General features: G+C 50.6%; 10 protein-coding genes. 1 reads left to right on the plus strand and 9 read right to left on the minus strand.

The annotated features are described in order from the left end of the window. Positions 1 to 2: 2 nt before the first annotated feature. The 3 genes from Q399_RS0102410 to Q399_RS0102420 form a co-directional block, all read right to left on the minus strand. Positions 3 to 581 (minus strand): chemotaxis protein CheC, encoded by a 579-nt coding sequence (locus tag Q399_RS0102410; RefSeq protein ID WP_031565111.1) that lies wholly within the window; start codon positions 579 to 581, stop codon positions 3 to 5. Beyond that, a complete protein-coding gene (locus Q399_RS0102415) occupies positions 578 to 943 on the minus strand; it encodes a response regulator (RefSeq protein WP_031565113.1) in 366 nt (121 codons plus the stop codon). The genes Q399_RS0102410 and Q399_RS0102415 overlap by 4 nt, the downstream gene beginning before the upstream one ends. Before the next feature lie 142 nt (positions 944 to 1,085). After that, positions 1,086 to 2,114, minus strand: a complete 1,029-nt coding sequence (locus Q399_RS0102420; RefSeq protein WP_031565115.1) for an acyltransferase family protein — start codon at positions 2,112 to 2,114, stop codon at positions 1,086 to 1,088. Positions 2,115 to 2,340: 226 nt separating this feature from the next. Here Q399_RS0102420 and Q399_RS0102425 point away from each other — a divergent pair, with 226 nt between their 5' ends. Beyond that, positions 2,341 to 3,357 (plus strand): extracellular catalytic domain type 2 short-chain-length polyhydroxyalkanoate depolymerase, encoded by a 1,017-nt coding sequence (locus Q399_RS0102425; RefSeq protein WP_031565118.1) that lies wholly within the window; start codon positions 2,341 to 2,343, stop codon positions 3,355 to 3,357. A 65-nt stretch (positions 3,358 to 3,422) separates the two neighbouring features. Here the strand turns inward: Q399_RS0102425 and Q399_RS0102430 are convergent, their stop codons facing one another. The 6 genes from Q399_RS0102430 to Q399_RS0102460 form a co-directional block, all read right to left on the minus strand. Then, positions 3,423 to 3,929: a GNAT family N-acetyltransferase gene (locus Q399_RS0102430; protein ID WP_031565120.1), complete on the minus strand. Its 507-nt coding sequence runs from the start codon at positions 3,927 to 3,929 to the stop codon at positions 3,423 to 3,425. A gap of 23 nt (positions 3,930 to 3,952) precedes the next feature. After that, complete coding sequence (gene nagZ, locus Q399_RS0102435; protein WP_051685684.1) at positions 3,953 to 5,020, minus strand: beta-N-acetylhexosaminidase; 1,068 nt, start codon at positions 5,018 to 5,020, stop codon at positions 3,953 to 3,955. A gap of 172 nt (positions 5,021 to 5,192) precedes the next feature. Continuing rightward, entirely contained in the window at positions 5,193 to 7,496 is a 2,304-nt protein-coding gene (locus tag Q399_RS0102445; RefSeq protein ID WP_031565125.1) for an acyl-CoA dehydrogenase, read from the minus strand. Between the two features lie 58 nt (positions 7,497 to 7,554). Beyond that, a complete protein-coding gene (psrA, locus tag Q399_RS0102450) occupies positions 7,555 to 8,193 on the minus strand; it encodes a TetR family transcriptional repressor PsrA (RefSeq protein WP_031565127.1) in 639 nt (212 codons plus the stop codon). 198 nt (positions 8,194 to 8,391) lie between these two features. After that, entirely contained in the window at positions 8,392 to 11,490 is a 3,099-nt protein-coding gene (locus Q399_RS0102455) for a S8 family serine peptidase (protein ID WP_031565129.1), read from the minus strand. A 269-nt stretch (positions 11,491 to 11,759) separates the two neighbouring features. Continuing rightward, a complete protein-coding gene (locus Q399_RS0102460) occupies positions 11,760 to 12,305 on the minus strand; it encodes a hypothetical protein (RefSeq protein ID WP_031565131.1) in 546 nt (181 codons plus the stop codon). Positions 12,306 to 12,363 lie beyond the last annotated feature (58 nt).

Below are 12,363 nucleotides of genomic sequence, written 5' to 3' on the forward strand. Positions count from 1 at the left end.
ATTTAATCCTCCAGCAACTCATTGAGTTTCCCAATCAGGACTTCGACGGAACCGCCCTCAAGGCAAATCACAATGCGGGAATCAAAGGCAGTTCCCTCCAGCTGGAACTCCACTTCCAGCAGCAAGGTACTGGACCAGCGAAAACTTTCGGCCTGGCGCGTATCAGGCTGAAAAATTGTAGGCATACTGAGTTTTGCATGCAGTGCCAACTGACTGGAAAATCCATTCAGACAGGCTCCGGCTAAAATATTGGCCAGTTCAAGCAATAGCTCCTTTCTGCTCCGGTCATCCAATGGCAAGACATAATCCATCAGCTCGCCGATAGCCTCAGTGCCGGCCCGGGCCAGCAAAGTCAGCACTTCACCTTTCACACTGCCGAGAAAGGATTGTCGGGTAAACCAATACTGGTCCGTGACAAACATCTGCTGAAATTCATAGGCTGAGACCATAACAATCTTTGGGATCGACAAAGTTATTTTGGCTTCAATCAACCGAGCCAGCGCATTCGCGGCCTGCCCCATCGAAATGTTCATTAATTCCTGCAGCGCATCACGCTGCAACTCACTCAGCAAAGTGCTCATAACAACCCCAAATCCGCCAATGTTTGGCGTAACTGGTTGGGTTGCAATGGTTTGTGAAGAAATCGGAAGGCGCCCAGTGACTCGACTATTTTGCGGGCTTCAGGTTGAATGTCTGCGCTGATCACAATGACAACGGTTTTGGCGTGGTGATCGTGCAGCTCCCTGAGGACTCCAAACCCATCGAGTTCTGGCATTGTCAGATCAAGGAACAGTACATCTGCTTTGCCAGCGGCTACCGCGGCCAGAGCTTCTTTACCGTTGCAGGCTTCGGTAAGCTCAATATCCCACTCCGGCGGTAACGCTTTTCGGACAGTCTTACGCGATAACATGGAGTCATCAGCGATAGTTACGGGTATAGCCATCACACACCTCGAAACAAATGTCTCATTTGTCCTCAGTATTGACAGCAAATTGGTACCTGTCAATGTAATAGCAACAGAAAGCGGCACCCTGCCAACATGCATCAATTAAAGTGATTGAATTACAAGTTGAATATTCATCACATCAACCGGTTAATAAGGCACGAATGTTTCTTTTCACGCCGGGATCCCGAACCCGTGGTAACCAATAACGCTGAATAAGTGTGACCTGTAACCAGGTAAGCAGCGCGGAACAGGCGAAGACCAGCAAGTATTTCATGCCCCAGCTTTGTTCGACGATTTGTAAGAAAAAGATATGCCACAGATAAATCCAGATGCTGTTGCTGCCGGCAAAGAGTACAAAACCAATCAGCCGGCTGCTACGCAGCACCTTCAACAATGGCTCAGCCATCAGCCAGAGCGCAAAAGCACACATCAGCGCATACGCCAGATAATAATGTTGCGGCGGATACTTAAAAAGCTGCGTGCGCACAAAGCTACCTTTCTGCCAGAAAAACCACAGCGCAAACAACAAAAATATTGCCGTAAAAATGCCGAACAAACGCCCCAGCTCCGCTTTGGGCATAGCTGGAATACGCAAACCTAAGGCGAACAACAAGGCAAAAGGCACCGCATCAAACACAGTATTGCGCAGCACTGTGCGGCTCACACCGGTAATCTCAGGCAATAACATGACAACTGCCACTTCATACGCCAGATACCACAGCAGCAGGACGCGGAAATACTGGCTGTTTTGCAGCGTGCGCTGATGAAAACGATAGATAAAAGGCGCCAGCAAGGCGACCAGTAAAAACACCCGGATGACCCAGACATAGCCGATGCCGTCGATCATGGTATAAGAGCGTAAAATCTTCTGAAAATCCGGCAGTGCCTGCGGGTAAGCAAAAGCCCATTGCACGGCGAAATACAGCGTCAAAAACAACCAGACCGGAAACACCAGACGTTTCACCCGCGCCCACACATACTGGCCATAACTTTCTTGCTTGACCGAAGCACTAAAGGACAATGCTGACACCAACACCATCAACGGCACATCAAAATTTCGCAGCTGCGCCACCCACATCGGCGGATAAACATGGGCCAGAATGACCATGGCCAGGCCAATAAAACGCAGTAAATCGATGCGTTCGTCACGTTGTTGGGTTTGTCCCATCGGCTACTCCATTGTGCGGCTCTGCAGCATTGTGGTTTTACTGACAGCTGAGCATGATAGTCCCATAATTTTATGAGTACTGACAAGCAGATAGCAATTTGAATAAGGTCACAACTGATACTGTACCAAAGCACTATTGACGCACTCCGCCAGGCGCGACAAGCTCGGACTATGACCAGCCGTTGGCTGGCTGCTAATTTTGTCTTTTTCAACCAGGATGGCTTTTATGCACAACAGAACCGCTGTTTCTTCCGCTTTTTTCACTGCAAGCTGTCTGCTGCTGAGTTACGCCCTGCCCGCCGCTGAGCTGTCAACTACTGAGCTGCCCCCGCTGCAACTTGCGCCAAAGTTGTCGGTGTCCGGTTTATCCTCCGGCGGTTATATGGCCAATCAGTTCCATCTGGCCTTCAGCGATAAAGTCACAGGCGCCGGTATTATCGCCGCCGGGCCTTATGGCTGTGCGCAAAACTCGTTACCGGTCGCACTTGAGCATTGTTTTAACAAAGACAGCAGTGCGCCCGATTTAGTCAAAGCTGGCGCATTGCTGCAGCAGCAGGCCGCTGCCGGCACCATAGCGCCGTTGTCCCACCTCAAAGACAGCCCGGTGTTTTTACTCCACGGCACTGCGGATAAAACCGTCCACAGCAAAGTCAGCGACGCCTTAGCAACGCAGTATCAACAGCTGGGCTCCAAAGTGCAGTATGTCAACGACAAAGCTTTTGGCCACAATTTCCCAACAGCCAATCAAGGCGCTGGCTGTGAGCTGTCCGAAGCGCCTTATCTGGGTGCTTGTGGCTATGATGCAGCCGGCGCGCTGCTCAAACATATATACCCGCACCTACAAGCCAGGGCTGTTAAAGCTGGCGGCCAGCTGTTGACGCTGCAACAGCAAAAGCTTGCCGGTGATACCGCAGCAACGTTGGGTGAAACTGGTTACATCTACATTCCACAGAGCTGTGCCACAGGCGTTGCCTGCACCCTGCACATCAGTTTCCATGGCTGTAAACAATATGCCGGCGCGGTCGGCGATGCATATGCCAAAGGCACAGGATTAAATGAATGGGCGGATAGCAATAACATGGTGGTGTTATATCCGCAGACGGAAAAAAGCGCGATGGCGCCCTTTAATCCAAACGGTTGCTGGGACTGGTGGGGTTACACCGATGGCAATTATGCCAATCAGCAAGGCCCGCAACTCAAAGCCGTAATGGCAATCGCCAAAGCTATTGGTTTTAAAGGTTAAGCCACAAACTGCTCGTAAAATGGCAAAACGGGGGCTGCAAAGGCTCCCGTTTTTGCTACTCAGACTCAGCCCGGAAACATACCCGCCATAGCCTGCAGCGTCTCGCCGGTCACCCGGTTGATACGCCAGTCGTGTAGCATCTGTGCACCCAACGACTGATAAAACTCAATCGCCGGCTGATTCCAGTCAAGCACCGACCATTCCAGCCGGCCACAATCACGCTCTACCGCCAAAGTTGCCAGATAAGTGATCAGCGCCTTGCCAATACCTAAGCCGCGTAAAGTCGGGTCGACAAACAAGTCTTCCAGATAAATGCCGGGCTTGGCCAAAAAGGTCGAATAATTATGGAAAAACAAGGCAAAACCGGCCGGCTTGCCCAGATAGTCGGCGATCACGACTTCTGCATAAGATTTGTCACCAAACAGCGTTGCGCTGAGTTTGGCTTCATCAGCCACTACCATATCCAGCAGCTTTTCATACTCGGCCAGTTGGCGGATAAAACTTAAAATCTGTGGCACATCATTAGCAGTAGCCAGACGCAAACTTAAGCCGGCAATGCGGGTTTCAATCATCGATTATCTTCCTCAAAAATGCTTTAAGTGCGCTCGACAATACCAGCGGAACTGGTGCCGCCAGTGACTTCTACCGCACGCAAACGTGTGGCCAGTTCAACAGCTTCGCGATACCGCGGGCTTTGCGTCAGCTGTGCTTCAGTCGTGGTATTGTGGTGTTTGAGTTTGCCAAGCCGGGCGCTGCTGTGCTGCCAGAAGGCCTGCGGCAAAGTATCCAGCACTTCGATGGCGCCTTTGCGGTCATTGCAGACCAGCACCATGTCACAGCCCGCTGTCAGCGCAGCTTCAGCACGTTGCTGATAACTACCGGCCTGATGCGCGCCTGCCATACCTAAATCGTCGCTGAAGATCACCCCGTCAAACTGCATCTGGCCGCGTAACACCGTTTGCAGCCAATAATCTGAGAAACCGGCGGCCTTATCACAAAAAGCCGGATACACCACATGCGCCGGCATCACGGCATCCAGCGCACCGGCTTTTGCCAGTTCGCGGAAAATAAACAAGTCCAGCGCTTCGATGGCCTCGCGGCTGCGGTTATCCACCGGCAGCTGCAAGTGTGAGTCTTCTTTGACTGAACCATGGCCGGGGAAATGTTTACCGGTAGTTTTCATGCCGGCGCTGTGCATGCCTTTGGCAAAGGCCTGCACCATCGCAATCACTTGTTTCGCGTCTGGTGAAAACGCCCGGTTACGGATCACATCACAGACACCCCAGACATCGGCGACCGGCGCAAAGGAAATATCAATATCCTGCGTCAGCACTTCCATCGCCATCAACCAGGCCATCTCAGTGGCATATTGCTGTGCCTGGGTTAAATCACCGCCAGCACCCGGTAAAATCTGCCCCATCGCCGGAATTAACGTAAATTCAGGCCGAAAACGCTGTACCCGGCCGCCTTCGTGGTCAACAGCCAGCAGCAATGGGTTGCGGCTGGCGGCACGGGTGCGGCGCACTAATTCGCGCAGCTGGGCTTTGTCCTGATAATTACGGGTAAAATAAATCACCCCGCCAACGGCCGGATGGTCTAACAATTCGATTTCTTCAGCAGTAATTTCCGGACCCTGCAGGTCCAGCATGACAGATCCAAACATGCGATGTTTTATCTCTTGAGGTTATATGCAGAAATGGGCATTTACTTTACCCGATAGCCCAGCAGAAGGCTATTGCTGTGGGGTACTCTGTCGGAGCAGAGCGCGGCATTACAGAACCATCCAGCAACAATTAAAAAAGGCGCCGTAGCGCCTTTTTTAATTCATGATTGAGTTATGCCTGTAGCGCACGCGCTTCCAGTTCACCCGGTTTAAAGCTGTCAACACTGATGGCAGCAAAGCGCAGTTTGTTCATCTGCTCCAGCTGCGCCACTTCTTCGGCGCTCAGGACTCCGGCTTCGGCGGCTTTGCTGATAGTGACATCCAGTGGCAGCTTGCGGGCAATTTTCCCGTCTTTTTGCGCCTGGAAGATTTTCTTCATCAGCGGCTGCGCAGCATGAACAGCAAGGAATGCCTGCTCCATCGAACCCGTTGGGTCGTTTTCGCCTTCGCCCAAGTAACACAGGTGAGTCAGACGGTCACGGATCACACTTGGTTTTAACAACGCATCGGAAATTTGCATCGCCATTTCATCATCCGGCAGCTGATAGTTGATGCCAAACGGGAACACCAGACCTTTTAACATCTTGCCAACCAGACGGTTCGGGAAGTTGCTGAAGAATCCTGCAAAGGCGCGGCCAATTTCATACAGATTGCGCTGCACGCTGTAGTGAACAAACGGCAGATCAGCAACCTGACGACCATTATCTTCGTAGAATTTCAGCACGGCTGAGGCGATATATAAGTGACTCAGTACGTCGCCCAAACGAGCAGACAGCATCTCTTTGCGTTTTAAATCACCACCCAGCATCAGCATCGAGAAATCAGCGCAAAGTGCCAGACCGTTACTCATCCGCGTCAGCTGTTTGTAGTATTTTGCTGTCTCGCCAGCCACTGGTGAGCTGTTCAGTAGTCCACCGGTCAGGCCCTGGAACAAGGCACCAAAAGTATTACCGAGCGCAAAACCAACATGCTTCATCAACAGTTCGTCGAATTGCTTGAGGCCCGCTTCGCTGTCCGGATTGGCCGCTGCTTCTAACTCTTTTAATACATACGGATGGCAACGGGTGGCACCCTGACCGAAGATCATCAGGTTACGGGTCAGAATGTTGGCGCCTTCTACCGTAATTGAAATGGGCACCCCCATATAACCATGTGCCAGATAGTTTTTCGGACCACATTGAATAGCGCGGCCGGCATGAATATCAAAAGAATCGTTCAGCAGCGTCCGCGACATTTCAGTCATGTGGTATTTGGCAATGGCGGTGACAACTGACGGGCTTAACTTCAGGTCAATAGCACCTGCTGTCATTACGCGCATCGCTTCTAAGCTGTACGTCAGGCCACCGATGCGACCTAAAGATTCCTGCACGCCTTCAAACTTACCAATCGACAGACCAAACTGCTGACGGACATAGGCATAAGCGCCAGTCATCCGGGTCGCCAGATGGCCAGTGGCTGTGCCCAGTGCCGGCAAAGAAATACCGCGGCCCGCCGACAGACATTCCACCAGCATACGCCAGCCGCGACCAACATAAGCCGGGCCACCAATGACCCATTCCAGTGGAATAAACACGTCTTTGCCGTAGGTGGTGCCGTTCATAAACGCCATATTCATCGGGAAGTGACGGTCACCAATCAACACACCTTCATGAGACGTTGGAATGAGTGCACAAGTGATACCGATATCTTCTTTATCACCGAGCAGGTTTTCCGGATCGTACAGTTTAAACGCCAGACCCAGCACAGTGGCAACCGGTGCCAGCGTGATGTATCGTTTGTCCCAGTTTAACCGGATGCCGATGACTTCTTTGCCTTCAAATTGGCCTTTGCAGACGACGCCATTGTCCGGAATACCGCCGGCATCTGAACCTGCTTCCGGGCCGGTCAGGGCAAAACATGGTACTTCTTTACCGGCAGCAAGGCCTGGCAACCAGCGGTCTTTTTGCTCCTGGGTGCCGTAATGCATCAACAGTTCGCCCGGGCCTAACGAGTTAGGCACCATTACGGTCACCGCCGCCGTTAAGCTGCGCGTCGCGATGCGCGAAACGATAGTTGAGTTGGCAATAGCTGAGAACTCACGGCCGCCATAGGTTTTAGGAATAATCATCGCGAAAAAGCCATTGGCTTTGATGTAATTCCATACTTCAACCGGCAGGTCACGTTGTTCCTGCACGATTTTGTAGTCGTCGAGCATTTTCAGCAGCGTCTCGACTTCGTTATCCATAAATGCCTGTTCTTCGGCACTTAATTGCGGTTTTGGAATTTGATGTAACTTCTGCCAGTCCGGTTTGCCTTTAAACAGCTCACCATCCCACCAGACGTCCCCTGCTTCCATTGCCTCACGCTCGGTATCAGACAGCGGCGGCAGGATTTTTTTAAAAATAGCGAAAATTGGCTTGGTGATCAGGTTGCGCCGAATATCGGTCACACCTAACACCACAGCCAGGGCAACGATGAGCACAAATAAAATCAACATAAAGTGTTCCTCAGGTCTGCAGGGTTTAACAGTTATTATTTATCAAAGTTGTCGAAAATCAGGCCGCTGGTGGCGCAGCAATACCTGCCGCCAGATACGGAATTAATCGCTTAATCACACCATCGATTTCTACGGTTTCATTAAAATCAGCGGCGGCAATGTCTTTTAGCGCCACATTCGACGCCATAGTAAAAACGATGGTGCCAAGGGAAAAATGTAGTCGCCAGAAGATTTCACTCGGCGGCAGCGCCGGGCAGCTTTGTTGCACCAGCAACACAAATTTATCCAGTATCCGGCCATAATGGTGATTAAAAAACCAGCGCAAATGCCCTTGCACATCGGTATAGCCGCGGCCAAGCAATTGTAAAAAGGTACTGGTGCCTTGCGGTTGTACCGCTCTCAGTTCTAATAAAGGTTCAACAAATACTGAAAGCACAGTAGTGAGTTGATTTGGTTGTTGCGCCGCCAGTAAGCGGTTAAATTCCTGGTCCAGGCGTGGCATTAACACCGCAAGATATCTCTGCAGCACCGCCTGGATTAATTCTTTTTTCGAACCAAAATGGTAATTAACAGACGCCAGATTCACTTCGGCCAGGCTGGTGATCTGGCGCAGCGAAGTGGCACTGAAGCCAGTATCCGCAAACAGCTGCTCTGCCGCTTCGAGGATCTTCAGTTGTGTGCTTTGTTTATTGCTCATAGGCTGCGTTGATATCCGGCGATAACCAGGAACTGGTCATATCAGTAATGAATTTAAACATACGTTTGAAATGTACGTTTGAAAACAATTGAAGTCAAGCAGCAAACTTTAATTTCAGTCGGGGCCAACGCATCGCAGCTAAAAAAAATCCCCCGCAACTGCGGGGGATTTTGCATGTTAACTTGCTACTCTTCAGCCTTATTTAGCGAATACTTCCAGCAAGGTCGAGGTGCGTGGTTTCCCAGTCGCATCCTGCAGTGTCACGACGCCCATATACGGTAACGCACCAGGGACCAGTTTCTTAGTAGAAACGGTAATCACATTTGGACGTCCTTTTACCGCACGGGTACTGGCAGTAATTGTACTGGTTGCAGTGTTTGCTTTATCAACAATCCAGTAAGCCAGCGTGTAATTGACATTGGCAGCACCTTTTAAGTCACGCGGGTGCACCCAGACAATATACACATCGCCGTTAGCGCTGTTATTGGCAGCCGCAGGAGCGCGCAGTACCACATCTTCATTTGCTTCAGCATTTTGTGAAGTTGCAACAGCTGAACAGCTCCAGCCTATACAGCGGTATACATACAGATCCAGATCTGGTGCTGGCAGATTGGTCAGACCGTTACGCAGCGAGAAACGCGCGACCTGAGTACCTGCCGGCACTGTCAGGATATGCGTGCCAAGGCTGCCTTCGTTAAACGTAAAGGTTTTGTCTGCATCCTGTACGATAGTGCGTGACGAACCAGTGGCTTGGGTCAGACCGAATAATTTGGCTGAAGTCGCGCCTGTGTACGCCATATCCGCAGTAAAAGACAACCGGCCTGAAGCTGCTGGTACTTGAGTGGTCAATGATGCCGGGGCAATAATTGCATCCGGTTCCATTGGTTTCACCACCAGCGGGCTACGCACGTTATGTACGCCGTCAGTCAGAGTAAGGCTACCAAAAGCCCATTTGTTCAACACTGCACTGCTGGTTGGCGTCAGGGTCAGAGCATAAACCGCTTTACCACCAGCCGGTACATCTAAACTACTGGCTGCGGCCAGCTGACCTGCACTATTCAGCGTTTTGAACTCAACAGTTACACCGGCTGGCGCTTCAATCACCGGACGATAGTTGGCATTGCTGCCACCAACGTTCGTAACCACACGCACAATTGTTTTGGCCGCTTTTAACTGCGATACCGCGATAGACGGGTAGTTCAGCTGGCTGGCGTCGGTTGGGTAACCGGCAGCAACATAGTCAGCACAGTTGTAACCAGACGCGCTTTTTACAAACGCACTGTTACCGATACCGCACAGGAACGCGTAGTAATCAAAGGCACTGGCGTCATATACCAGACCCGGATCCATTGCTTTTACCGGAGCAGCATGACCAGCGCCAAAGTCAAACGGGTCTGCCAGCACAGAAGAACTGGCTTTAGTCACGTTTTGATGAGACGTAGTCATCAGCGCGGATTTCACCATCGCCGGTGTCCAGTCCGGATGCTGTTCAATCAACAGTGCCGCCATACCCGCAATGTGCGGGCTAGACATTGAAGTACCCGACATGAAGGTAAAATCATTGCCTTTTGGTTTGGTGAAAGTCGTTGGAGTACCAGCGGCCAGAACGTTAACGCCAGGTGCAGTGATATCCGGCTTCAGAATGTCATAAGTCGCTTTGTTTGGACCTTTTGACGAGAAGTCTGCCATTGCATTGTTCACAAAATTAGGGTCCATGGTGACATTCACCACAGCACCACCGTTGATGGCGTTGACGATATTAGTGCCGTCAGCCAGGCTGACCATCACACCCGGAATTGTCGGACCGCCAACGACAGAACCACCCATCGCAATTGGATTTCCGGCCGCGTTGTTATAGGCCAAAATCGCTTTCGCACCAGCGTTTTGCGCGTTCAGCACTTTATCGGCAAAACCACAGGTACCACGCTGGATCAGCACTACTTTTCCTGCAACATCATCTGCGTTGGTCAGTGCAGTACAGCCCAGCGCTGGCTGTGCAACTACGACGTTGCCAGTCACAGCACCAGTCACGCTTAAAGGTTTGGTCACAGAGCCTTCGATCGCCGTTTGTTTGGTCACAGGTAAACCGCTGTTTACGCCGATTGAATTGACCGAGAAACCTGAAGCCGCAACGCTGACCACCCATGGAGCCGGCGTACCGACAGTTTCAATGGTATTGTTGGCACCATCATTACCGGCAGAAACAGACACTAAAACGCCAGCCTGAGTGGCACGCAATTTTGCTGCTACCGAGATCGTCGTTAAATCTGTGCGACTGCCACCGATGGAATAGTTGATTACGTCAACGCCGTCAGCCACTGCTGCATCGATAGCGGCCATAGTGTCACCGTAGAAACAGCCGCGCTCCTGAGCGCCTGTTGGCGAGACATAGTCACTGTTCCAACATGCTTTGTACACAGCAACCCGGGCACGTGGCGCTACGCCAGTGATATTGCCGTAGCTTTGGCCTGCAATAGTTGCGGCAACATTGGCATTACCGGCTGCAGTACTGGCTGTGTGGCTGCCATGGCTGTCTGCATCACGTGGCGAAATAAATTCACCCGGCTGAATGGCGTAAACAGACTGGAATGATTCTTTGAAATAACGCGCGCCGATTAATTTGTTGTTACAGGCAAAATCTGCATCTTCACCTTTGTCGCACGTCCCTTTAAAACGTGCCAGCGGAGCATAAGAACCATCATCAGCAAAACTTGGATTCGTTGGTGAAATACCGGTATCAACGATACCGACGATGATATCTTCACCTTTAATGCCCAGAGTATGCTGGCCATCTGGTCCGGTCAGACCTAATAACGCCGGGGTCCGCGAAGTGGTCACTTGTTCTGGTTTATCTTCCCAGACGCCGACAACTTCAGGATGCATCCGCAAACGTGCCGCCTGCTCTGCAGTCATTCGGGCAGAAAAGCCGTTGAAAGTATGTGTATATGAATAAATTAAACCGGTGTTGCTATACTGGCTGGCCAGTTTTTCCTGCAGTTGTTTCAGTGCGGCGTTGTACGCCACGATCTGCGGGTTGGTCGCGTCATAAAGATTCAGGGCTTTGCCGACCTGAGCATTGTTTGGGGTCAGTTGGCCTAAATCGGATGCTTTTTCAACACCTGATTTGCCGACTAACTGGACAATATAGGTTGCTATCTGTTGAGACTCAGCCGGTGTAGTCAGTTTGCTGGTATCAATTTGTACTTCATTGCCTGCTGCTTGCACGACAGAGGCGTGGCACACTGCCGCAACCGCCAGCGCTAACACGCTTAAACGTGAACATTGTAAATATTTCATTTTATTCTCCGGATTTCCTGTTCCAACTGCGTGCCATACCTGATTTTCTTGAGCTGTCATTATGTTGTCATCCGTCTGCTGTAGGCTGTCATCGTAATTTTTGACAGTGATTGTCAATTTTTCTGACAGTCATTTTTTATGCAAAACATCACACATAATTACATTTGTAGAATAGGCGTAGCTTTAGCGCACTTTTGTTAACAATTGGCTTTCAGGTTAATTTTTATTTTTTGTAAATAATTTTGACAGTTAATGTCTTGTCCGTTTGTTTAGGCAGCCTGACGGCGGCGCAACATCAAACCAGCAAAACCCATCAGTAACAAAGCTGCTGATGCAGGAGCATTCACGGCCTGCGAGCCTGCAGACACCACATCTTCACCTGTAAAAATTACTGATGCCGGGTCATTGTAAGATTTGGTCGCGTCAGTCAGGTCGTAAAACGCTACATCTAATGCACCATCATGAAAACCGAAGAAATTGAATTGATTGCCAAGGTCGCTGACATCAAAAGTCAGGAAAGTGAAACCACCGTAAAGATTGTTGATATCAAACTCGGCTTCAAACAGTGGAGCCGGAGTTGCTACGTCGGTACCAAATAACTTGAAGCTTTTCCAGCCGTAAGCCTTGTAAATATTGTCGTTCCATTGCACAGCTTCAGTTGGGTCAACAATCAGCTGACCAAATAACACCAGGCTGTTATCGGCATTCTTGCCCCAAAAATCCTGTTTAATCACCAGACCAGCGTGAGCAGGGGTTAAAGCTGACACAGCAGTCAGCGCAAGCCCAAACACGGTCACCAACATTTTCTTAAACATATTTACCTCTGAATTTAAGGAAGGGTTATTGTTGTTATCGAAGTCGCAAGCGACTGGC

This window comes from Rheinheimera texasensis DSM 17496 (assembly GCF_000711985.1).
In the GTDB taxonomy this organism is placed as follows: domain Bacteria; phylum Pseudomonadota; class Gammaproteobacteria; order Enterobacterales; family Alteromonadaceae; genus Pararheinheimera; species Pararheinheimera texasensis.

Bases quoted from the DNA above. Each gene is read 5' to 3' on its own strand.
- Q399_RS0102415 (WP_031565113.1), bottom strand. From the start codon at position 943: ATGGCTATACCCGTAACTATCGCTGATGACTCCATGTTATCGCGTAAG.
- Q399_RS0102410 (WP_031565111.1), bottom strand. From the start codon at position 581: ATGAGCACTTTGCTGAGTGAGTTGCAGCGTGATGCGCTGCAGGAATTA.
- psrA (WP_031565127.1), bottom strand. From the start codon at position 8,193: ATGAGCAATAAACAAAGCACACAACTGAAGATCCTCGAAGCGGCAGAG.
- Q399_RS0102455 (WP_031565129.1), bottom strand. From the start codon at position 11,490: ATGAAATATTTACAATGTTCACGTTTAAGCGTGTTAGCGCTGGCGGTT.
- Q399_RS0102460 (WP_031565131.1), bottom strand. From the start codon at position 12,305: ATGTTTAAGAAAATGTTGGTGACCGTGTTTGGGCTTGCGCTGACTGCT.
- Q399_RS0102445 (WP_031565125.1), bottom strand. From the start codon at position 7,496: ATGTTGATTTTATTTGTGCTCATCGTTGCCCTGGCTGTGGTGTTAGGT.
- Q399_RS0102420 (WP_031565115.1), bottom strand. From the start codon at position 2,114: ATGGGACAAACCCAACAACGTGACGAACGCATCGATTTACTGCGTTTT.
- Q399_RS0102430 (WP_031565120.1), bottom strand. From the start codon at position 3,929: ATGATTGAAACCCGCATTGCCGGCTTAAGTTTGCGTCTGGCTACTGCT.
- Q399_RS0102425 (WP_031565118.1), top strand. From the start codon at position 2,341: ATGCACAACAGAACCGCTGTTTCTTCCGCTTTTTTCACTGCAAGCTGT.
- nagZ (WP_051685684.1), bottom strand. From the start codon at position 5,020: ATGTTTGGATCTGTCATGCTGGACCTGCAGGGTCCGGAAATTACTGCT.